Genomic DNA, 24,416 nt, shown 5'->3' with positions numbered 1-24,416 from the left:
TTTATCAGCCTCCTTACCGGACGGTATGATTTGTTTGATCATGACTGAGGAGCCTAAAGATCCTCCAGCTTAGCTGGAGGTTTATTGCTTTTGATTCAAGATTCGATAAAGTTACTTATTATCAATTAAAGATTGAACCATATCTGGCGATACTGGCGTGCCAAAATGTTTCATATGTAGATCATTTAAGCGACCGTCTCTAATTTGATGAACTAAAAATAGATTAAGGTAATTTATCCAAGCAAGTTCATTGCGTTTTGCAATAAGCCCAACAACATCATCATAATTTGGTACATAAGGTCCAGCAACGAAATCGTCAAACTGACCAGAAGTGAGCTTGGTGGCTATATTGGTGTTAGTGGAAATTAATGCATCAACTTTACCTTGATATAGCCCTAAAAACGCATCATTTTCTGATTTAAAAGAGGTGTAATTATCACGCCCCCATCCTTTCGAATCCGCATATTTAAAGTACTCGCTTTCGTATGTTGTACCTAATGCAGCACCAACTTTCACATCCTTAAGATCATCAAAAGATATCATTTTCACACCTTTCTTCGATAATACTTGAAACTTAAAGACAAAATAGGGGTAAGTAAATCCAACTGATTTGGCACGCTCTAATGTATCTGAAGTTGAACCAACCACCACATCTGTTTTAGCAGAGATCAATGAAGGAATTCGATCTCCCCAAGTCAGGTTGATCACGTTTGATTTTACGCCTATCGCTTTAGCTAAGTCGTTACAGTAGTCAACGTCAAAACCTGCGGGTTTGTTGTCTTTATCGGTATAACCCATCGGCGGGAAGTCAAGAACAACACCACAATTTAAAGTGCCTCGATTGATAACGTCATCAAGTTTGTCTGCATTAGCGGCAGAAATCGATCCAATAACGGCAATTGAAGTAATAACTAATGAAACTTTCTTTACTAAATTCATACACTCTCCTTAGGTATAATTTATCACTGAATTAACTTAGGAAAATGACTGTATGACAGTTTAAAAAACATGTAATCGCATCATGCATTTTAGCCACTTAATCCTAATTTCAAGTTAATTTTACATTCATAATGTCAATGCTAATTTTTTAACATTGTGAATACTGTATCAAAATTAAGGCAAGTTCTCAAACAGAGCATAGTATAAGTCTTTGTAAGGATTAAAAAATAGAGCGATTATAGTCTGTTATTACTTCGTAAAAAAACAACAAAAAGTCCCAACCCTTGGTATCTATAGCGCTGTTTTGGCATATCACATTACAGTTCGCTCGATTAATTTTAAATGATGAATTAAACTGAAAAAATAGCGTCTATATGTGATTAAAAATCAACCAACAAACCATTAATCACCACAACCCAATGCCATCAATGTTGCATTTCCCCCTATAGCGGTAACGTTGATTGTCTGTGTTTTTTCAGTAATAAAACGCAATAATAGATAACTGTCCAAGAGCGTTGTTAAGCGCAGTAAATCTGTTTCTACAATTAATGGGGCAATAGCCCCTTCACGACAGGCTAAATCTTTTTTAATATTAACCGCCTTAGACTGATCCCCCATGAATACAACGCCGGCAATTGTACTTTTGTTTATTACGCTATCAACTTCCCTATAGTTAACTGTCGTTACAATAGATTCACTTAGCCCAGCAGCCATTAAACTACTACATAAACGGTCCGCCAGTGACTCCCGCTCTGCTAAAGAGAGCAATATTGTATTACCTGCCACCAGTGCACAACTTATAAACCCCACAATGGCTGTCAGAGGAACTTCACGCTCAGCAGCAATAAGAAATACCCCCCGACCAGCGGTAGATAACTCATTAATTTCTCCCGTGGGGCCGGTCATTATTTGCGCCTGAGAAATCAGTTCAATCGCTCTACTCGATTGATATTCAATCATTTTTATAACTAATGAATCGACACATTCAACAGTAAGTTGTTTCGGTAATAGTTCAGCCCAACGTTGTAAGCATTGCGCTCTTATTGTTACGCTTAATGCACTCCAAGATGGGTAAATATTTAATGCCTTACGCAAAGCTAGTTGGGTATTACTTAACATCACTTATTTCCTATGAAAGACCATCTTCGGCAGAACGATTATTGTCAACTTGATCAACAAAACGATACAAGTAACGGGGTCCGCCAGCTTTAGGCCCCGTACCAGAAAGCCCTTGCCCACCAAAAGGTTGTACACCAACCGCAGCGCCAACTTGATCGCGATTAATATAACAATTACCGACTCTAGCTCGTTTGGCAATCGACAAATAACGTTTTTCATTGCGACTGTGTATGCCAATAGTCAAGCCAAAACCTGTACCATTTATTTGATCGATTACCTTATCTAGCTGCGCTGAGTTAAAACGAATAACATGTAAGACGGGCCCAAAATTTTCAGCTTGTAATTGTCCTAAATTATCAATTTCGATAGCCGTTGGAGCAACAAAATTCCCATCTAAGCAACTGTCATCTAATATCCCGGTAGCGATTAATTTATGATTATCATTACAAAGACTTGCAATATGCGAAAGTAATTTAGCTTTCGCCCTGCTATCAATAACAGGACCGATATCAGTGCTATGTAAATAAGGTAAACCAACCTTTAACTCTTGCATTGAACCTTTAATCAAGGTGATAACACGCTCAGCTATCTCTTCCTGAATGAATAGAACACGTAATGCAGAGCAGCGCTGCCCGGCAGAAGCAAAGGCCGAGCGAATAACATCTCTTACCACTTGTTCAGGTAAAGCTGTACTGTCCACTATCATCGCATTTTGCCCCCCTGTTTCAGCAATAAAAGTAAACTCAGCACTACCACGCGCGGCTAAAGCGCGATTTATTGCTTGTGCGGTTATCGTTGAACCTGTAAAAACCACACCAGATACTCTCAAATCGCTCGTTAGAATAGATCCAACCTCACTACCAACTCCGGGTAATAAATGAATTGCTTTTTCAGGAACCCCTGCGGCAAGTATAAGCTCTACGGCACGCGCAGCGATTAGTGACGTTTGCTCAGCAGGTTTAGCTAAAACCGTATTTCCCGCAACTAAAGCGGCACTAATTTGCCCAATAAAAATTGCAAGCGGAAAATTCCAGGGGCTGATACAGACAAACACCCCTTTTCCCTCCATTTTGACTTGCCTTTTTATACCATCATAACCAATAACCGTGCCAATAGACTCAAAGTGGTGTATCGCTTGTTTGGCATAGTAACGACAAAAATCAACTGCTTCGCGTACCTCATCAATACTATCTTGTATCGTTTTACCCGCTTCTTTATGACACAAAGCGATCAATTCTGGCATGTGTATTTCTAGTAGATCAGCCAATACCAATAGGCAGTTTGCCCGCTCTACAACCGTTTTTTGTTGCCATTGATAACGATATTGATAAGCGCTATGCAGCGCTTTTTCAACAATGCAAGGATTCGCAAACTGTACTCTGCCAACCTCAACATTACGGTCATAGGGAGCATAAATAGTATGGTGATCCTGTAACTGATCATCACATGGGTAATACTTACGACCATCGACAATCGCACCAGAATGCCAATAAGAGTCTATAAAAACGTCAACACAACACTGTAAAGAACGGGCCTGATCATTAATATGAATATTAATAGAGTGCGAATTTTTACGATCAGAGAAAATATTGGGAGGCAATGCAATTAAGCCATTATGTAATGTTGGCCGTTGCATTAATATATCGGCAGGATGTTTTGTTAATTCATCAATAGGGCAGTTAGCATCAACAAGTCGATGCACAAAAGAGCTATTAGCACCATTTTCTAATAAACGCCTAACCAAATAGGGTAATAAATCTTTATGGCTACCGACTGGCGCATAAATACGGACAGGAATATTGAGCAAAAAAACAACTTGTTTATATAAAGCTTCCCCCATCCCATGCAAACGCTGAAACTCAAATTTTTTATGCTTTGCGATCAATGAAATTGCAGCAACCGTATGCGCATTATGAGTCGCAAACTGAGGGTAAATAAGACCTTTGATATGGTCACTTAACAAAAATCTAGCACATGCTAAATAAGAAACATCCGTGCCTTCTTTGCGTGTATAAACAGGGTATGCATCATAACCATGCTGCTGTGATAACTTTATCTCACTATCCCAATATGCCCCCTTTACCAAGCGCACAGGGATACAATCACCCTGCTGCTTGGCCAGTGCAGCCAGCCAAGCCAAAACTGCTAAGGCACGTTTACTATAAGCTTGAATAACGACACCTAATTTTCCCCAGCCGCGACATAGTGGATGCCGATATAATTGTTCAAATAGAAGTAATGACAACTCTAGACGGTCAGCTTCTTCAGCATCGATGGTTACTGCAACACCAACTGACCTAGCATGTTTAACCAGCAATAGAACCGTATCAAATAGCTCTTTTAATATATTATCCTTATTAGTAAATTCATAACGGGGATGTAAAGCAGATAATTTAATGGAAACTGTTGCTGCATTACATTTATTGGCAAGGTTAAGTTGATTTTGCCCAATGGATTCGATAGCTGACATGTATGAATCAAAGTAATGGCGAGCATCACTCCGCGTTAATGCAGATTCACCTAACATATCGTAGGAGTAACTAAAACCTTGGTTCGTGAAATACTCGCTCTTTTTTTGCGCCTCCTCTATGTTTCTACCTAGTACAAATTGTTGTCCCATTATTTTCATCGCTTGATAAATAGCTTGACGTATTACAGGCTCAGACATTTTATGTATCAAACGGTTAATAACATGTCCGACATCTCCGTCGTGTGTCACGTCAATACGAGAAATTTTCCCCGTTATTAACAATCCCCAGGTGGATGCATTAACAAAAATAGAGTCTGAGTGCTTTAAATGTGATTGCCAATCGGCTGAACCTAGTTTATCTCTAATCAACTCATCGGCAGTGGCTGAATCAGGAATACGCATAAGTGCTTCAGCAAGGCACATTAATTGAATACCCTCTTGAGTATCTAAGCTATATTCAAGTAACACTGCATCAATCATATGTATTGCTTTTTTATCCGCTCTTACGCGAGAAATAATATCTTTTGCCACTAATTTAGTTTGTGCATTTTTAAATGGATCTTCTGTGACAACAGATAAAAGTTCAGACATCCAAGCGGACTCGTCAATCATATAAAGCGCTGATATATATGACCAGAGCTGAGGCATTGGCCGTTCGATAAAAGCTGAAGAAATGCAATGTAAGGCATTAAAAGGAACCATGTGAAAACCTTATAGTTAAGAATAAACTGGTGAGGTAAAACTTTAAGTCTGCAATAAAATGCACCATCGGAAATCAATCATCTGATTTTTTATCGCCAATCGCTATTTTCATTAGCCTAGCAAAACAACAGAGTAACACGTAAAAAAGAACTATAAATTATCACTGCTATGGAGAATAGCTCATAGAAATAAGAGTATCTTACTGTTGTTCTATGAGAAAGGTCTAAAAAACAAACAAAAAAGCTTTACTCCGATAACACTAAATTTTTGTGGGCAGGGCATATACCAATCCCTGTAATTTTGAAATCTAGTTAGGGGGGGGGGGTCAAGGAAACAAGATGCAACTAAGTACCATCAGCGCAGCTGCGTTTCACTTCTGAGTTCGGAATGGGAAGGAGAGCAAGGTCCGTTAGTCCAGTGGACTAACGCAACCTTATACCAATTCCGATAAATAGCTGATCTATTTTACTGGTTAAAACAACTTACTGCTGCGTTGTAATTTTCGCAAAGGGAATAACCATTTACGTCAAATTACGCCTTAAATTAAGCTGATTTTCCTACGCAAAATTTAGATCACATACTTACCGGAGTTGGTATTACTTGACGTTGATGGGCCACTTTTATCATCTCTAAAAAGCAAAAAAGCCCTGATATTTCTATCAGGGCTTCTTCTAAATAGGTGTCTAGCAATGGAAAGTCGTCGCAGAGCACCGAAGCTCGTGACACATCGCTATCGCGATACTCGCCCTACTCTCGAGCAGGTCATCCTCGTCAGTACCCTAAAAAGAAAAAATCCCTGCTGACATCGTCAACAGGGATTTTTCGTTTATTAGGCGCTTGGCGATGACCTACTCTCACATGGGGAGACCCCACACTACCATCGGCGCAGCTGCGTTTCACTTCTGAGTTCGGAATGGGATCAGGTGGGACCACAGCGCTATGTTCGCCAAGCTAAAAAGTTAATTAGAAAAGCTGTCTATTATTCTTTAATCTTGCAAGTTGTAAAATATGTTGTCGCAAACGTACTTTTTCTTGGTTACATCAACACGTCTTAGGTGTTGTATGGTTAAGCCTCACGGGTAATTAGTACAAGTTAGCTCAATACGTTACCGCACTTACACACCTTGCCTATCAACGTTGTAGTCTCCAACGGCCCTTCAGGGGACTTAAAGTCCCAGTGAGAACTCATCTTGAGGCTCGCTTCCCGCTTAGATGCTTTCAGCGGTTATCGATTCCGAACGTAGCTACTGGGCAATGCCATTGGCATGACAACCCAAACACCAGCGGTTCGTCCACTCCGGTCCTCTCGTACTAGGAGCAGCTCCTCTCAATTCTCAAACGCCCACGGCAGATAGGGACCGAACTGTCTCACGACGTTCTAAACCCAGCTCGCGTACCACTTTAAATGGCGAACAGCCATACCCTTGGGACCGACTTCAGCCCCAGGATGTGATGAGCCGACATCGAGGTGCCAAACACCGCCGTCGATATGAACTCTTGGGCGGTATCAGCCTGTTATCCCCGGAGTACCTTTTATCCGTTGAGCGATGGCCCTTCCATTCAGAACCACCGGATCACTATGACCTACTTTCGTACCTGCTCGACGTGTCTGTCTCGCAGTTAAGCTGGCTTATACCATTGTACTAACCTCACGATGTCCGACCGTGATTAGCCAACCTTCGTACTCCTCCGTTACTCTTTGGGAGGAGACCGCCCCAGTCAAACTACCCACCAAACAATGTCCCAAACCCCGATTCAGGGGCCATGGTTAGAACTCAAAACATACAAGGGTGGTATTTCAAGGTTGGCTCCACGTCATCTGGCGACAACGCTTCATAGCCTCCCACCTATCCTACACATGTAGGCTCTAAGTTCACTGCTAAGCTGTAGTAAAGGTTCACGGGGTCTTTCCGTCTAGCCGCGGGTACACTGCATCTTCACAGCGATTTCAACTTCACTGAGTCTCGGGTGGAGACAGCATGGCCATCATTACGCCATTCGTGCAGGTCGGAACTTACCCGACAAGGAATTTCGCTACCTTAGGACCGTTATAGTTACGGCCGCCGTTTACCGGGGCTTCGATCAAGAGCTTCGACCTAAGTCTAACCCCATCAATTAACCTTCCGGCACCGGGCAGGCGTCACACCGTATACGTCATCTTGCGATTTAGCACAGTGCTGTGTTTTTAATAAACAGTTGCAGCCATCTGGTATCTTCGGCCGCCAATAGCTCCATCCGCAAGGGACTTCACCGTCAGCGGCGTACCTTCTCCCGAAGTTACGGTACCATTTTGCCTAGTTCCTTCACCCGAGTTCTCTCAAGCGCCTTGGTATTCTCTACCTGACCACCTGTGTCGGTTTGGGGTACGATCCTTATATTTCTGAAGCTTAGAGACTTTTCCTGGAAGCATGGCATCAATGACTTCATCACCTTAGTGACTCGACATCGTATCTCAGTGTTAAGAAAACCCGGATTTACCTAAGTCTTCCACCTACATACTTGAACCTGGACAACCATCGCCAGGCCCACCTAGCCTTCTCCGTCCTCCCATCGCAAAATATAAGGGTACGGGAATATTAACCCGTTTCCCATCGACTACGCCTTTCGGCCTCGCCTTAGGGGTCGACTCACCCTGCCCCGATTAACGTTGGACAGGAACCCTTGGTCTTCCGGCGGGGAGGTTTTTCACCCCCCTTATCGTTACTCATGTCAACATTCGCACTTCTGATACCTCCAGGATGCCTTACAGCTTTCCCTTCGACGGCTTACAGAACGCTCCTCTACCATGCCTATAAATAAGCATCCGCAGCTTCGGTGATATGTTTAGCCCCGTTAAATCTTCCGCGCAGGCCGACTCGACTAGTGAGCTATTACGCTTTCTTTAAAAGATGGCTGCTTCTAAGCCAACTTCCTAGCTGTCTAAGCCTTCCCACATCGTTTCCCACTTAACATATACTTTGGGACCTTAGCTGGCGGTCTGGGTTGTTTCCCTTTCCACGACGGACGTTAGCACCCGCCGTGTGTCTCCCGTGATTGCACTTGTTGGTATTCGGAGTTTGCATGGGGTTGGTAAGTCGGGATGACCCCCTAGCCCAAACAGTGCTCTACCCCCAACAGTGATACACGAGGCGCTACCTAAATAGCTTTCGAGGAGAACCAGCTATCTCTTGGTTTGATTGGCCTTTCACCCCCAGCCACAAGTCATCCCCTAATTTTTCAACATTAGTGGGTTCGGTCCTCCAGTTGATGTTACTCAACCTTCAACCTGCTCATGGCTAGATCACCAAGTTTCGGGTCTAATCCCAGCAACTATTCGCCCAGTTAAGACTCGGTTTCCCTACGGCTCCCCTATACGGTTAACCTTGCTACTGAAATTAAGTCGTTGACCCATTATACAAAAGGTACGCAGTCACCGAACTAAGTCGGCTCCTACTGCTTGTACGTACACGGTTTCAGGTTCTATTTCACTCCCCTCACAGGGGTTCTTTTCGCCTTTCCCTCACGGTACTGGTTCACTATCGGTCAATTAGGAGTATTTAGCCTTGGAGGATGGTCCCCCCATATTCAAACAGGATTTCTCGTGTCCCGTCTTACTCGTTTTCACTGTAAAGAAGTTGTCATATACGGGACTATCACCCTGTATCGTCGGACTTTCCAGACCATTCTACTAACTTCTAAACAGCTTAAGGGCTGTTCCAATTTCGCTCGCCGCTACTTTCGGAATCTCGGTTGATTTCTTTTCCTAAGGGTACTTAGATGTTTCAGTTCCCCTCGTTCGCTTCGTTAAGCTATGTATTCACTTAACGATGACACTAAGTGCCGGGTTGCCCCATTCGGAAATTCCAGGATATAACGCTTGTTATCAACTCCCCTGGACTTATCGCAGATTACCACGTCCTTCATCGCCTCTAATTGCCTAGGCATCCACCGTGCACGCTTATTCACTTAACCATACAACACCTAAAAAGTGTCACGCAGTGACGCGTTTTAGGTATTGTTCCCAACAAGAGATTGACGTCTTTTTGTCAATGTCTGAGTGGGCAACACCATTTGGCATCACTACTTAATACTGATTTTTGTTTTGTATGTCGTTTCCAAGACGCTTGCGATTTCTCATATTTTACAATACAAAAAACAACATTCGTTTTTCGTGCACCTATCAATCATAAGATTGAGTAGATACGTACTGTTCACATTTCACTACGTGAAAAATGAACTTTTATTTTTGCTTGATTACAATGATTAATAAATTAATCATTGAGAACAATTTCGTTTCGTTTAAACATATTGATATCTATATCCATACGTTCAAACAGAACTTTATCAGCTTTCCTAATTGTTAAAGAGCAGTGTTAAAAAACACTTTATAAGCATTAAAACTTAATGTTTATAAAGTGACTTTCACTTAAAACGTAAACTCAGTTCCTACCAATGGATGGTTAAAAAGATTGAATATCTTTTTTATCGTAGTGGTATCCCCAAGGGGATTTGAACCCCTGTTACCGCCGTGAAAGGGCGGTGTCCTAGGCCTCTAGACGATGGGGACATAGAACTTCTGCACTTCTTCAGTCTAATCAAACAATCTGTGTGAGCACTCATTATTGTGAATTTCTTTACGTAAGGAGGTGATCCAGCCCCAGGTTCCCCTAGGGCTACCTTGTTACGACTTCACCCCAGTCATGAACCACACCGTGGTCATCGCCATCCCGAAGGTTAAGCTAATGACTTCTGGTGCAGCCCACTCCCATGGTGTGACGGGCGGTGTGTACAAGGCCCGGGAACGTATTCACCGTGGCATTCTGATCCACGATTACTAGCGATTCCAACTTCACGGAGTCGAGTTGCAGACTCCGATCCGGACTACGACAAACTTTATGAGATTCGCATACCCTCGCAGGTTAGCAACCCTTTGTATTTGCCATTGTAGCACGTGTGTAGCCCATCCCGTAAGGGCCATGATGACTTGACGTCGTCCCCACCTTCCTCCGGTTTATCACCGGCAGTCTCCCTAGAGTTCCCGGCTTGACCCGCTGGCAAATAAGGATAGGGGTTGCGCTCGTTGCGGGACTTAACCCAACATTTCACAACACGAGCTGACGACAGCCATGCAGCACCTGTCTCAGAGTTCCCGAAGGCACTCATCAATCTCTTGGTGATTCTCTGGATGTCAAGGGATGGTAAGGTTCTTCGCGTTGCATCGAATTAAACCACATGCTCCACCGCTTGTGCGGGCCCCCGTCAATTCATTTGAGTTTTAACCTTGCGGCCGTACTCCCCAGGCGGTCTATTTAATGCGTTAGCTTTGAAACCCACGGCATATAGCCACAAACTTCTAATAGACATCGTTTACTGCGTGGACTACCGGGGTATCTAATCCCGTTTGCTCCCCACGCCTTCGCGCCTCAGTGTCAGTCTCTGTCCAGGTGGCCGCCTTCGCCACTGGTATTCCTTCAGATCTCTACGCATTTCACCGCTACACCTGAAATTCTACCACCCTCTACAAAACTCTAGTTAACCAGTTTCAAATGCAGTTCCAAGGTTGAGCCCTGGGCTTTCACATCTGACTTAATTAACCACCTACGCGCGCTTTACGCCCAGTAATTCCGATTAACGCTCGCACCCTCCGTATTACCGCGGCTGCTGGCACGGAGTTAGCCGGTGCTTCTTCTGCGAGTAACGTCACAGATACAGGGTATTAACCTGCACCCTTTCCTCCTCGCTGAAAGTGCTTTACAACCCGAAAGCCTTCTTCACACACGCGGCATGGCTGCATCAGGGTTTCCCCCATTGTGCAATATTCCCCACTGCTGCCTCCCGTAGGAGTCTGGACCGTGTCTCAGTTCCAGTGTGGCTGGTCATCCTCTAAGACCAGCTAGGGATCGTCGCCTTGGTAGGCCTTTACCCTACCAACTAGCTAATCCCACTTGGGCTCATCTTGTCGCGATAGCTTATAAATAGAGGCCACCTTTGGTCAAAAGACATTATGCGGTATTAGCAGTCGTTTCCAACTGTTGTCCCCCACAACAAGGTAAATTCCCAAGCATTACTCACCCGTCCGCCACTCGTCAGCAAAATAGCAAGCTATTCTCTGTTACCGTTCGACTTGCATGTGTTAAGCCTGCCGCCAGCGTTCAATCTGAGCCATGATCAAACTCTTCAATTTAAAGTTTAATTAGGTTATTTTCTACGAAGTAGAATTTAACCAAGCTCAATATTACTGACTAAAACTAAGTACCGAAGTACTTGTTATTCTGAATTAATCACCAAATATAAATATTTGGCCTGTTAATCATTGAAAGATAAATCTTTCAATGTAAATGAATTAATTCGTGTGTCACTTCTATTGATGTTACCTAAACAAGTTAGGTGTAACTTTCTGCAAGCAGAAGCGTTACTTTTTGATTATTTGAAATCACATCAACAATAAGTGCCCACACAGATTGTTTGATTAAATTGTTAAAGAGCGCGCCTTGCGGCGAGGTGCGTATATTACGCGCCTTTCGAACAATGTCAACGTCTTATTTTACATTTCTTACGAAGCGATAAATGCGTTTGTTTTATTCTCAAACTGGTTGCTAACTTGCGTTACGCCCCGTGTCTGTGGATGCGCATTATAGGGATTCAGATCACATTGGCAAGCATTTATTGACAGATTATTCCAAACAAGCAATCGTTTGTAGAATTACCAACCAATATGCTGTTTTTTTAGCTGTAAACCAAATGACCAACCTCTATTTTCAATATCTATTGGGCACAAAAAAGGAGCTTTCGCTCCTGATTTAATTACATTTACTACTTTTATTTATTTTTCATAAAGACATAAATAAGCAGTTTGCACCGTTACTTGTACATCAAAACTAGAATTTGCTTCAACCGGGAATGTTTCACCTGCATTATAAGTAACCCAATCATCACTACCTGCAAGTTTAATTGTCAAACTTCCACTTACAACAGTCATATACTCCTTAGCCCCAGTGTTAAAAGTATATTCGCCTATTTCCATAACCCCTACCGTTGCTGGCAGCGTTTCAGTTTGGAAAGCAATTGATGCCACATTGCCATCAAAGTATTCATTTGTTTTAAAGCTCATTCTTATTTCCTTACAATTATGCGTTAATCCACTTTGTGATTATGAATAATATTATTTAAAACTCAAGCAGTTAATCTATACAGAAAACTCTACTTGCATTAATTCAATTGTCTCTTGCGCTTCCATCCATTGCATTTCAGCTTCTTCTAATGCTTGTTTTACTTCAGCTTGTGATTTTAACAACTCGGTTAATCGAGCTTTCTCTGACTGTTCATATAAACCCGCATCGGATAGCTGCTCTTCTATTGTTTGCAGCTGTAGTGAGTATGTCTCCATTAATTTTTCAGCTTCATTCAACTGTTTTTTAAAAGGCGTTAATTTCTTTCTAAACTCTGCATCTAACCTTTTTTGTTCTCTACGGTTGATATTTACTGAGCTTTCTTTATCACTTACTGTTTCATTTGATTGTTTTTCGATGCGTTGTTGCTCTGATAGCCATTTATGATAATCATCGAGATCGCCAATAAAAGGCTCAACTTTTTGGTCGTGCACTAAATATAAATCATCCGTCGTTGTTCGTAAAAGATGTCGATCATGTGACACAATGACCATTGCGCCTTCAAATTCTTGTAATGCCATAGTCAAGGCATGACGCATTTCTAGATCGAGATGGTTGGTCGGTTCATCGAGCAATAATAAATTAGGCTTTTGCCATACTAATAATGCCAACACTAATCGCGCCTTTTCTCCACCAGAAAATGGGGCAACCTTTTCTAGCGCTTTATCTCCCTGAAAACCAAAACGCCCTAAGAAATTACGCAATGGTAACTCTTTTTCTTCTGGCGCTAATCGAGCTAAATGTTGTAGTGGTGATTCATCTAATCGTAAAAACTCTAATTGATGTTGGGCAAAATAACCAATTTTAGCATTAGGATTGATTCCTATTTCACCAGACTTGGGCATTAGTTGATTAGAAAGCAGCTTAATTAATGTCGATTTCCCTGCACCGTTTCGGCCTAATAATCCGATACGACTCCCCGGCACCAAGTTTAGCTTTATTTCATCTAAAATTAATTTATCATCATACCCCGCAGATACTTTCTCCAATGTTAATAAAGGCATCGGTAAGGCATCGGGTTTTTTAAACGAAAAACTAAATTGACTATCAATATGAGCCGGTAATAGTTGCTCCATTTTTTCTAATGCTTTTATACGGCTTTGTGCTTGCTTTGCTTTACTCGCTTTGTATCTAAATCGATCAATATAACTTTGCATATGCTGCATTTGTGTTTGCTGCTTTTCGAAAGTCGCTTGTTGCTGCGCTAATTTTTCAGCTCTTTGGCGTTCAAAACTACTGTAATTACCCGTGTATTCATGTAATTGATTTTGTTCTATATGAATAATTTTATCGACGATACTATCAATAAAATCTCGGTCATGAGAGATAAGTATTAATGTTCCAGAATATTGTTTCAGCCACTTTTCCAACCAAATTACCGCATCTAAATCTAAATGGTTAGTTGGTTCATCCAGTAGTAGAAGATCTGAAGGGCATAATAATGCTTGAGCTAAGTTTAAACGCATGCGCCAACCGCCAGAAAAATCACTCACTGAACGGCGTTGCGCCTGTTCAGAAAACCCGAGTCCCGCCAATAATTCAGCCGCACGAGATTCAATACTATAACCACCTGCATTATCAAGTTGTATGTGTAATTCTGCAATCAACGTACCGTCATTTTTATCTTCTGCTATTGTCAATTTCTTCTGTAATTCACGGAAATGTACATCGCCATCAATAACATACTGTAATGCATTCTCATCTAATGCCGGGGTTTCTTGAGCAACACTCGCAAGTCGCCAATGTTGCGGAATGGTTAAGTCGCCACTATCTACATGGGTCTGTTTCTTCAATAGCGTAAAAAAACTCGATTTACCACACCCATTGGCTCCCACTAATCCCACTTTTTGACGTGGGTTGATTGTTGCACTAGCATCTTTGAGTAGTGGTTTTCCGCCACGTATAAATTCAATATTACTTGCCACAATCATAGTTAAAACTCTCAATCGGTATTAAAAAATAGGCGGAGATAATAGCCGATTTTGTAAACTTGAGCTATAGCCACTGTTAATCTATCCCATATTTGCTTAGCATTAATCATCATAAATTTAATAGAATCTTAGAATGACGCTATCTAAAACTAAAAAACGCTTTATTGCAGGAGCAAACTGTCCAGAGTGTAACAAACTTGACACTATTGCGCTGACATTAGAAAATGCCATTGAAAAGCTAACTTGTGTGCATTGTGGCTATACACAAACACAAACACCCAAACAAGCAACGAGCGCAACCCGCCAATTTGAACAGATGATCGGAATATTCAATCCATCTGATAAATAACCTATAATAGAGTGAGAAATAGAATGAAAGTAAAAAATGATTTAGTGGTTGCAATCCATTTTGGTGTTGCTGAAGTTGACGGACACGCACTTGATAGCACAGAAAATGGCGCACCACTTGAATTCATCCAAGGCACACATTATTTAGTACCTGGATTAGAAGCAGAGCTTGAAGGCAAAGCTGTTGGCGATAAATTTGATGTTACCTTACAACCAGAGCAAGCCTACGGCGTTTTCCGTGAAGATTTAGTACAACAGGTACCACGCTCTTTATTTGAAGGTGTCGATGAAATTCAAGTCGGTATGACATTCCACGCAGAAACAGATCAAGGCACCCGCACCGTTGAAGTGACTGCTGTAGACGCGGAAAATGTTAGTATTGATGCTAATCACCCATTAGCAGGCATGACGCTACAATTTGTTGGTGAAGTCGTGTCCATCCGCGAAGCTACGGCTGAAGAGTTGGCACATGGCCATATCCATCAAGCTGGCAGCTCTTGCGGTGGGCATGGGCATGACCACGATTCTGACCATGAATGTTGTGGTGGTGACAAAAGCAAGCATGCAGATGGTGATGAATGCTGTGGTGGGCACGGACATGAAACAAAAAAAGAAAAATCGCCTGATGGATGCTGCGGTGGTTGCCACTAGAGCCTTGCATTAATTAACCCCCTTCAAGTGGCTTTTATATAAAGCCACTTACACGCAAACTTTTTGCTCAGCCTATACAGCACATCAATACTCTTTTAATTAAAATTCTCATTATTTCTCCTTTTTATTATTCTTTAGTCTAACTTATTAAATAATTAGCTAAAAATATTAATTATCAGCTTTAAAAAAAATGAATTTCATACATACTTAGATATTTTCTAACTTCAACAAAATGGCATTTATTGATATGTATTTATTACTAAGGAATATAATTATGAAAAGGATATTATTAGCAACGCTGCTACTGCTTTTTGGGCATACCTCCTTTGCAACCTCAACTTATGATTTTCCATTTAAAGATCCTTTCAAAGCAACAGTATACGGAACACCTACTGAATATAAGGCGGAACTTTCTGCTGATATCAATCGAGAAGATTTAACGGTTGATATCCTTCCGGATAGAAAAGTGCCCGAGGTATTCTGGTATCACGAAGAATTTAAGTATTCAGTTGTCCATCAAGATCACCCTGCCCCCCTTATTTTTTCTATTGCAGGCACAGGGGCTAAATATAACGACAGTAAGCTGAAACAGCTCGAAAAAACCTTCTTTCAAGCTGGTTATAATGTGATATCTATTAGTTCACCGACTCATGCTAGTTTTATTGTTGGCGCTTCAGTCGATCAGTTCCCTGGTTACTTAGATAATGATGCCAAAGAACTCTATAACGTAATGCAAAAAACAGTCGCAGACGCACAAAACAAGCTCGGTGATAAGTTACAAATTACGGATTACTACTTAACGGGTTACAGCCTTGGTGGTGCACATTCCGCTTTTATTAGCAAACTAGATGAAGAGGAAAAGATATTCAACTTTAAAAAAGTGTTTATTGTTAACCCTCCCGTTAGTTTATATCGCTCAGTACAAATACTTGATGGATTTGTAGATAACGTTGGTACGGAACAAATTAAAGATACGGTTAATAGCATCTTTAGTCGTGTCGGAGATTCTGTTTCTCATGCAGACCATGTTGAACTAACCACTGATTTCCTCTATCAAATGTTTGTTGCGGCAAAGGTTAGTGATCAAGAGCTATCTGAATTAATAGGCTTAGCATTTCGCCTTAGTTCAACAGATATGATCTTTGCCATTGATGTTATGAAGAATATCGGTGCCATTACTTATAAAAATCATACTATTGATAAATTTGAGTCTATTAGCCCAGCATTTGCTCGCGGCGCTCAACTTGGTTTTCTGACCTATTTTGAAAAAGGCATGTTGCCTTATTACAAGGCTGAAGATACAACACTGAACAAGCAAATAATGATAGATAGATTAAGCCTAGAAAGCATTGCTGATTATCTTAGTTCATCAAATAAAATAGCAATGGTGACCAATGCTGATGACATCATTTTAGCCGAAGGTGATTTATCTTTTTTAGTAAAAACGTTTGGAGATAGAGGGAAAGTTTTCCCTTATGGTGGTCACTGTGGAAACATGGATGAAAAAGTTTGGGTTGAACATATGCTGGCGTTTTTCGCCTCAGACCTATAAGTAGGGAGATGACACATGACACATAAATCATATATACATAACATAATTTTCTTTTTTGCTGCATTAATATTAACAGCTTGTAGCTCAACACCTGTTCTTGAAAAAGACGCTGTTGAACCTACTGTATCATTACCCAAAGATATCCCAGATAACGGCATTTCCAAAAACAACAATCCATGGGAAGGATTCAATCGCCATATGTATTACTTCAATGCTAAAGCGGATCAGTATGTTATCTTACCTGTTGTTAATGGTTATCAGTGGGTAACACCAGAAATTGTGCAAGACGGCGTCACTAACTTCTTCAGTAATCTAGGTGAAATTAACACCTTTTTTAACTCGGTATTACAACTTAAAGGAGAAAGGGCATTAGTTACAGCCTGGCAGGTTTGTTACAAATACGACTATTGGTGTATTAGGACTTTGGGATCCCGCAACACGCATGGGAATGTATAAAGAGAAGGAAGATTTTGGTCAAACGCTTGGTCACTGGGGAGTTGGCAGTGGTCCTTATGTAGTTTTACCGCTTCTTGGTCCATCAAGTGTACGTGATGCGAGTGGGATTGTTGTAGATTCATTTGTCACTAGCGCTGCAATTGACCAACTTGATATGAAATGGGAAGAGGTGTTAGCACTTAATTTATTAAGAGCCATTGATACGCGTAAAAACATCGCATTCCGTTATTACGGTTCAGGCTCGGCATTTGAATATGAGTTAATTCGTTTCTTATACCTAAGAAAACGTGAAATAGAAGTTAAACGCTAAGCGAATTCAATAACTTAATTTAATGAAAATAGGCGGTTATATAACCGCCTATTTTTTAATATAATGAAAACCAGTCCAATATAAGGGGAAGAAAGATTATTTTTCAACTTCCAATTCAATATTTGTACACCCTTTACTGCAAGTAATACCAGTATCATGCAATACGGAAGAGACATTTAAAACTAATGGTGAATTACATTTATCACAAAGCACTAATTCACCTTTCGCTAATTTTTTTATTAAATTACGTTGCCTATTAAATGAATCAGCAGTGGCTTTATTTATTACAGAAAAGTCTAATTTAGTCATTGTTATACCCTATTATCTTTATAGTATAAAAATCAACATTTATAGATTGGCTAGACGTTTCGGCGCAATCAAACCATCATCATTCATTTGCCCAACACCAATAAAAGTATGCGCATCACCGACCGTGATACGAACGATGGTGTTATCTGGTGCACCAAAAACCTGTACCGGTTGCCCATGCAAAACATAGTCTCCCATTTCATCAGTGATATTCACTTCAGGATAATGTTTAACCGCGGTATCCATGGCAAGCAACTGCGCATCTAATAATTCATAGGGGCAACTATCAGATTCATTTGCTTGTTCTACCAATGCTTCTAATTGCTCAATAGTGACCATACGTTCATAAGGGTAATCAGCAACTTGTGTACGTCGTAACATCGAAACATGCGCACCACAATCAAGTAGTTCACCTAAGTCATCTACGATAGTACGAATATAAGTTCCTTTGCTAACGTGCACATCTAAATCAACTTCATCACCTTCAAAACGTAATAGATTGATTTCATAAACTATAATCGGTCTTGCTTCTCGATCTATGGTGATCCCTTCTCTAGCATATTTATACAGGGGTTGCCCTTGATGTTTAAGTGCAGAAAACATCGAGGGCACCTGCATAATATCGCCCCGAAAAGTATCCAAAGCATCCATCAACTGCTGTTTATTAACATTAACAGCACGCTCTGTAACAACATCACCCTGTGAGTCACTGGTGGTAGTTCGCACGCCCAATTTAGCCGTTACAATATAACGCTTATCAGAGTCCAATAAAAACTGAGAAAATTTAGTCGCTTCACCCAAGCAAATAGGTAACATACCGGTTGCTAAAGGATCCAATGCCCCAGTATGCCCAGCTTTATTAGCAAAGAAAATACGTTTTACACGCTGTAACGCATGATTTGAGCTGATGTCTGTGGGTTTATCTAGTAAAACAATACCATTGATAGAACGACCCTTTCCTCGTCTTGCCATTACTCTTGATCCTCATCAACACGTCCTGACTCGACGATTTTTTCTTTGTCTTTTTTGACCGCACCGCTTACCAACTCAGAAATGCGCAAACCTTCGGTTAAGGTTTCATCAAAACAAAAACGGACTTCTGGTACGATGCGTAATTGCATTGCTTTACCTAATAATCTGCGGATATATCCCGATGCAGCATTAAGCCCCTTTAAAGATTCTTCATTAGTCTGCTCACCAATGGTTAGAAAAGTAACAAATACTTTCGCATAGGCAAGATCTCGGGTTATTTCAACACCAGAAATAGTTACCATACCAATACGAGGATCTTTAACTTCTTGCTGTAAAATACGAGCAAGTTCTTTTTGAACTTGCTGTGCAACACGTGAAGTACGGCTAAATTCTTTGGCCATGTTTAACTCCTTCATCACCCTAGTGATGATAATTTATTTTTTAAATAAGAATGGAGGCACTCAGCCTCCATTCTATAATCTAAAATTGAGTATTTTTATAAACTACGTTTAACTTCAATAATTTCAAATACTTCAATTTGGTCACCAACGCGAACATCGTTGTAATTTTTAACACCGATACCACATTCGGTGCCATTACGAACTTCAGTCGCATCATCTTTAAAGCGACGCAATGATTCAAGCACACCTTCATAGATAACGACATTGTCACGTAAAACACGAATCGGATTATTACGTTTTATCGTACCTTCTGTCACCATACAACCCGCAATAGCACCAATTTTTGGTGATTTGAATACTTCTCGAACATCTGCAATACCAGTAATTTCTTGTTTGAATTCTGGCGCTAAGAGGCCACTCATTGCAGCTCTAACTTCATCAATCAAATCATAAATAATACTGTAGTAATGCAAATCGACAGCTTCGTTATCAATAAGTTTACGCGCAGACGCATCAGCACGAACATTAAAGCCGATTACAATGGCACCAGAGGCAGAAGCGAGTGAGGCATCTGTTTCAGTAATACCACCAACACCACGACCAATAATATTAACTTTCACTTCATCGGTCGATAGCTTACTCAATGAATCACAAATCGCCTCTAGAGAACCTTGTACGTCTGCTTTAAGAACAATATTAAGCTCTGAAACTTCGCCAGATTCCATGTTTGCAAACATATTGTCAAGCTTAGCTTTCTGCTGACGCGCAAGTTTAATATCACGGAATTTTCCTTGGCGGTATAGCGCAACTTCACGCGCTTTTTTCTCATCACGTACAACAGTGGCTTCATCACCAGCTTGAGGCACACCAGAAAGGCCTAATACTTCCACTGGAATAGATGGGCCAGCAACTTCAATTGCTTTTCCGTTTTCATCACGCATTGCACGAACACGGCCATATTCAAGGCCACAAAGTACAATATCACCTTGCTTTAATTCACCGTGTTGAACAAGAATAGAAGCAACCGGACCACGCCCTTTATCGAGGCGAGATTCGATAACAACACCCGATGCTGGGCCTGTTGCTACCGCTGATAAGTCTAGCATTTCAGCTTGTAAGAGAATACTGTCTAGTAACTCGTCCACACCTGTACCAGCTTTAGCTGAAACATAAGCGAAAATATTTTCACCGCCCCACTCTTCAGAAATGATGTCGTGTTGCGAAAGTTCACTCTTAACACGTTCAAAATCTACATTTTCTTTATCTATTTTATTGACAGCAACGATTAATGGCACTTTAGCAGCTTTCGCATGTTGGATAGCTTCTATAGTTTGCGGCATAACGCCGTCGTCTGCAGCAACAACTAATATAACGATATCGGTCGCTTTTGCACCGCGTGAACGCATAGATGTAAAGGCAGCATGTCCTGGTGTATCAAGAAAAGTGATCATACCCTTATCGGTATCTACATGATAAGCACCAATATGCTGAGTTATACCACCCGCTTCGCCATCGGCAACTTTCGCACGACGAATGTAATCAAGTAGCGATGTTTTACCATGGTCAACATGTCCCATGATAGTAACAACAGGTGCACGAGATGTTAATTCACCACCCTGTTGTGCTTCTGCCATCACAGACTCTTCAAGCTCATTTTCTTTAGTTAAAATAACCTTATGGCCCATCTCTTCAGCAACAATAGTTGCGGTTTCTTGATCAATCACTTGGTTAATGGTGGCCATAGCCCCCATTTTCATCATAACTTTAATAACTTCTGTCGCTTTAACAGCCATTTTGTTAGCCAATTCAGCAACGGTAATTGTTTCCCCAATTTTAACATCACGTTCAACTGGTGCTGCTGGTTTTTCAAACGCTTGCTGTAATACAGAAGGAGTATGTGGGTTTGATTTTTTTCCACGACGTCCACGACGTCCTTGCACAATTTCCTGTGCAGGTTCTGATGCTTTCTTCTTCTTCTTACGACGAGCAGGACCTTCCTCTTTAGAATCCTGCGCATCTTCAGCTGCTTGTGCTGCTTTAGATGAGGTCATATGGTAGTCTGCTTCAGCCGCTTTCTTACGCGCTTCCTCTTCTGCCGCCCAACGAGCCGAGTTTTCTTCAGCAAGTTTCTTAGCTATCTCAGCTTGTTCAGCCGCTTTCTTTTCAGCTTTTAACAACGCTTCTTTTTCCGCTTTTTTAAGTAATTCAGCGGCTTCCTGCTCTAATTGAATTTGTTCAGGTGTTTTTTCAGATTTAGCTGCAGCCTGTTTTTCTTTATTAATAACAGCGGCTTTCTTCGCTTTTTCATCTGCAGCTTTCTTCGCTGCTAATTTTTCAGCTTGCGCCTTCTCTGCCGCTAATTTCTGCGCTGCAATTTCGGCTTGTAATTTTTCCTCTGCTGCCTGTTTTTCTGCGATTTCTGCTTCTTTTAATGCAGCAGCTTCTGTATCAGTACGTTGCACATAGGTGCGTTTTTTACGCACTTCAACATTAACAGCATTCGCTTGACCTTTAACATTTAAAACGGTTTTTGTTTTACGTTGTAAAGTCATTTTCTTTTTCACTTCACCACCATGTTGTTTTTGTAAAAACGTAGTGAGCATCTCTTTTTCTTGTAACGTCACATGGTCTGACGCTTTTTTAGTAATACCTGCATCGGCAAACTGTTTAAGTAATGTTTCTTCTGATTTATTTAAATCTTTAGCAAGGTCTTTCAATAAAATATCTGACATAATTTTTTTCCCCTATCTGATGCTTATTCAGCATCTTCGCTGAACCAACAGATGTTGCGCGCAGCCATAATAAGCTTACCTGCTTTTGCTTCGTCCAACTCTTCGATTTCAAGTAGATCATCTACGGCTTGTTCTGCTAGATCTTCTAGTGTAATAACGCCTTTACTGGCAAGTACATAGGCTAAATGCGCATCTAAACCTTCAAGAGCAAGTAAATCCGCAGCAGGTTTTGCCCCTTCAAGCGTCTCTTCTTGCGCAAGCGCTTTAGTCGCTAAGACATCTTTAGCGCGAGTACGTAACTCTTCAACAATATCTTCATCTAACCCTTCAATAGCTAATAACTCATTGATTGGTACATAAGCAATTTCTTCTAGAGAGCTAAAGCCTTCGTCAACTAAAACAGATGCAAACTCTTCATCTATCTCTAATGCGTTTGTGAATAGATTAATAACATTATTCGCTTCAGCTTGATGCTTCGCTTTTAATTCAGCAACCGTCATGACGTTTAATTCCCAACCTGTAAGTTGAGACGCTAAACGAATGTTTTGACCATTACGACCTATCGCTTGAGCAAGGTTCTCCTCTTCAACAGCAATATCCATGCTATGAGCATCTTCATCAACAACAATTGATGACACTTCCGCTGGTGACATTGCATTAATTGCAAATTGTGCCGGATTTTCATCCCAAAGGATAATATCAACACGCTCTCCACCTAATTCACCTGAAACGGCTTGAACACGTGCGCCACGCATACCAACACAAGCACCAATGGGATCAATACGCTGGTCATTGGATTTAACTGCAATTTTAGCACGAGAACCAGGATCGCGAGCGGCGCCCATTAAGTCAATCATCTCTTCTGCAATTTCAGGTACTTCTAAACGGAACAATTCGACTAATACTTCTGGTTGAGTACGTGTCATAAAAAGTTGCGCGCCGCGCGCATCTGGACGAACATCATACAATAAACCACGTAAACGGTCACCAGGGCGGAAGTTTTCTCGCGGTAACATTTCATCTCGAAAGATAACAGCTTCAGCATTGCCACCTAAATCAAGCAGAATATTATCGCGATTCATACGTTTGACGACACCAGTGATTAATTCACCTTTTTGTTCTGCATATTGCTCTACAACTTGAGCGCGTTCAGCTTCACGAACTTTCTGTACGATAACTTGTTTAGCAGTTTGTGTTGTAATGCGATCAAAGGTAACTGATTCAATTTCGTCTTCTATGTACTCACCCACTTTAATATCAGGGTTATCATATTGAGCAGCTTCAAATGTCATCTCTTGACATGGATTTGCCATTTCTGCATCGATTTCTAATACTAACCAGCGACGGTAGGTTTTAAAGTTACCCGATTCACGGTCAATTTCAACGCGCACTTCAATATCATTTTCATATTTCTTTTTAGTAGCAATAGCAAGTGCACTTTCTAATGCTTGAAAAATTGCTTCACGAGGAAGACTTTTCTCGTTTGATACTGCCTCTACGACAAGTAAGATCTCTTTATTATTCATCTTGAATCGCCTTAATTAATCAAATTTTGCAACAATATTCGCTTTCTGGATATTACTTAATGCAAAGCGTTCTTCTTTTTCGTCTACGCTTATACAAATTATTTCACCTTCAACAGAGGAAATTGTACCTTTCCATTTGCGACGGTTTTGAACTGGCATTCTTAACTGTATACGCACTTCCGTGCCGATGAAATTGGCATATTGCGCAGCGGTAAATAGAGGACGTTATAAACCAGGTGAAGAAACTTCAAGTGTATATTCATTGGTAATTGGATCTTCAACATCCAATATAGCACTGACTTGGCGACTGACGGCCGCACAATCATCGACTAAAATACCACCATCTTGATCAATATATATCCGTAATGTTGAATGCTTGCCAGCACGAACATACTCAATACCAACCAATTCATAACCAAGCCCCTCAACACTTGGTTTTAGCATTTCAACTAAACGTTCTTCTAAACTTGCCAAATTAATCCCCTATCAGAAACAAAAATAGGGCTATAAGCCCTATTTAATTAACAACTTATGTTTATTAAAAACAAACATAAGTTGTCATATTGTAAAGTTGAAATAGTATTTTCAACTTCTCAAATAACAAAAAAGCCCCAATAAATTGGAGCTTAATTCAGTTTATTCGAATACTCGAATAAGACAAGCTTACTAAAAGCTCTATCTAATGACAGCGATTATATCGACTTAACCATGGCTAAGCAATCACTATTATTACTACCTATAAAATAATTGGTGCGGATAGAGAGACTTGAACTCTCACGACCTAAGTCATAGCCCCCTCAAGACTACGTGTCTACCAATTCCACCATATCCGCATTTATTAAATAAATAT

General features: G+C 40.9%; 15 protein-coding genes, 2 tRNA genes, 3 rRNA genes and 1 pseudogene. 5 read left to right on the top strand and 16 right to left on the bottom strand.

Annotated features, from left to right (window positions below; all coding sequences use genetic code 11):
* Positions 1-111 precede the first annotated feature (111 nt).
* From AB2N10_RS00745 to AB2N10_RS00705, 9 genes are all read right to left on the bottom strand, one after another.
* On the bottom strand, positions 112-939 hold the full coding sequence (locus AB2N10_RS00745; protein ID WP_369434172.1) for a transporter substrate-binding domain-containing protein: 828 nt from the start codon (positions 937-939) through the stop codon (positions 112-114).
* Positions 940-1,341: 402 nt separating this feature from the next.
* On the bottom strand, positions 1,342-2,058 hold the full coding sequence (locus AB2N10_RS00740) for an aldehyde dehydrogenase family protein (RefSeq protein ID WP_369434171.1): 717 nt from the start codon (positions 2,056-2,058) through the stop codon (positions 1,342-1,344).
* A gap of 10 nt (positions 2,059-2,068) precedes the next feature.
* A complete protein-coding gene (gene putA / locus AB2N10_RS00735) occupies positions 2,069-5,230 on the bottom strand; it encodes a bifunctional proline dehydrogenase/L-glutamate gamma-semialdehyde dehydrogenase PutA (RefSeq protein WP_369434170.1) in 3,162 nt (1,053 codons plus the stop codon).
* An 835-nt stretch (positions 5,231-6,065) separates the two neighbouring features.
* A 5S ribosomal RNA gene (gene rrf, locus AB2N10_RS00730) occupies positions 6,066-6,181 on the bottom strand.
* Between the two features lie 111 nt (positions 6,182-6,292).
* Positions 6,293-9,181: ribosomal RNA gene (locus AB2N10_RS00725) — 23S ribosomal RNA — on the bottom strand.
* Between the two features lie 519 nt (positions 9,182-9,700).
* Positions 9,701-9,776, bottom strand: a tRNA-Glu gene (locus tag AB2N10_RS00720).
* A 72-nt stretch (positions 9,777-9,848) separates the two neighbouring features.
* Positions 9,849-11,393 (bottom strand): 16S ribosomal RNA (locus tag AB2N10_RS00715).
* Together the 16S, 23S and 5S rRNA genes with 1 tRNA gene alongside form the textbook arrangement of a ribosomal RNA operon.
* 639 nt (positions 11,394-12,032) lie before the next feature.
* Positions 12,033-12,320, bottom strand: a complete 288-nt coding sequence (locus tag AB2N10_RS00710; protein WP_354624652.1) for a pyrimidine/purine nucleoside phosphorylase — start codon at positions 12,318-12,320, stop codon at positions 12,033-12,035.
* A 75-nt stretch (positions 12,321-12,395) separates the two neighbouring features.
* Positions 12,396-14,309: an ABC transporter ATP-binding protein gene (locus tag AB2N10_RS00705; protein ID WP_369434169.1), complete on the bottom strand. Its 1,914-nt coding sequence runs from the start codon at positions 14,307-14,309 to the stop codon at positions 12,396-12,398.
* 133 nt (positions 14,310-14,442) lie between these two features.
* Here AB2N10_RS00705 and AB2N10_RS00700 point away from each other — a divergent pair, with 133 nt between their 5' ends.
* The 5 genes from AB2N10_RS00700 (at position 14,443) to AB2N10_RS00680 (ending at position 17,626) form a co-directional block, all read left to right on the top strand.
* A complete protein-coding gene (locus tag AB2N10_RS00700) occupies positions 14,443-14,658 on the top strand; it encodes a YheV family putative zinc ribbon protein (RefSeq protein ID WP_354624650.1) in 216 nt (71 codons plus the stop codon).
* 23 nt (positions 14,659-14,681) lie between these two features.
* A complete protein-coding gene (gene slyD, locus AB2N10_RS00695; protein WP_354624649.1) occupies positions 14,682-15,308 on the top strand; it encodes a peptidylprolyl isomerase in 627 nt (208 codons plus the stop codon).
* A 274-nt stretch (positions 15,309-15,582) separates the two neighbouring features.
* Positions 15,583-16,860 carry a hypothetical protein gene (locus AB2N10_RS00690; protein WP_354624648.1) on the top strand — a complete coding sequence of 426 codons (1,278 nt, stop codon included), beginning with the start codon at positions 15,583-15,585 and terminating at the stop codon, positions 16,858-16,860.
* A 15-nt stretch (positions 16,861-16,875) separates the two neighbouring features.
* On the top strand, positions 16,876-17,316 hold the full coding sequence (locus AB2N10_RS00685; RefSeq protein WP_369434168.1) for an MlaA family lipoprotein: 441 nt from the start codon (positions 16,876-16,878) through the stop codon (positions 17,314-17,316).
* A complete protein-coding gene (locus AB2N10_RS00680; protein ID WP_354624646.1) occupies positions 17,303-17,626 on the top strand; it encodes an MlaA family lipoprotein in 324 nt (107 codons plus the stop codon). The genes AB2N10_RS00685 and AB2N10_RS00680 overlap by 14 nt, the downstream gene beginning before the upstream one ends.
* A gap of 96 nt (positions 17,627-17,722) precedes the next feature.
* Here AB2N10_RS00680 and AB2N10_RS00675 read toward each other — a convergent pair whose 3' ends face one another.
* From AB2N10_RS00675 to AB2N10_RS00645, 7 genes and pseudogenes are all read right to left on the bottom strand, one after another.
* Positions 17,723-17,935 (bottom strand): hypothetical protein, encoded by a 213-nt coding sequence (locus AB2N10_RS00675; protein ID WP_354624645.1) that lies wholly within the window; start codon positions 17,933-17,935, stop codon positions 17,723-17,725.
* 39 nt (positions 17,936-17,974) lie between these two features.
* Complete coding sequence (gene truB, locus AB2N10_RS00670; protein ID WP_354624644.1) at positions 17,975-18,907, bottom strand: tRNA pseudouridine(55) synthase TruB; 933 nt, start codon at positions 18,905-18,907, stop codon at positions 17,975-17,977.
* A complete protein-coding gene (gene rbfA, locus AB2N10_RS00665) occupies positions 18,907-19,308 on the bottom strand; it encodes a 30S ribosome-binding factor RbfA (RefSeq protein WP_354624643.1) in 402 nt (133 codons plus the stop codon). The genes truB and rbfA overlap by 1 nt, the downstream gene beginning before the upstream one ends.
* Positions 19,309-19,403: 95 nt before the next feature.
* On the bottom strand, positions 19,404-22,040 hold the full coding sequence (gene infB / locus AB2N10_RS00660) for a translation initiation factor IF-2 (RefSeq protein ID WP_354624642.1): 2,637 nt from the start codon (positions 22,038-22,040) through the stop codon (positions 19,404-19,406).
* Positions 22,041-22,063: 23 nt separating this feature from the next.
* Positions 22,064-23,566, bottom strand: a complete 1,503-nt coding sequence (gene nusA, locus AB2N10_RS00655) for a transcription termination factor NusA (protein ID WP_354624641.1) — start codon at positions 23,564-23,566, stop codon at positions 22,064-22,066.
* Positions 23,567-23,581: 15 nt separating this feature from the next.
* Positions 23,582-24,040 (bottom strand): annotated as a pseudogene (rimP, locus tag AB2N10_RS00650) (ribosome maturation factor RimP).
* A gap of 274 nt (positions 24,041-24,314) precedes the next feature.
* Positions 24,315-24,399 (bottom strand) — tRNA-Leu (locus tag AB2N10_RS00645).
* Positions 24,400-24,416: the final 17 nt, after the last annotated feature.

Source organism: Psychromonas sp. MME1 (genome assembly GCF_041080865.1).
Lineage (GTDB): Bacteria > Pseudomonadota > Gammaproteobacteria > Enterobacterales > Psychromonadaceae > Psychromonas.
This window is presented reverse-complemented; position numbering and strand designations above follow the sequence as displayed.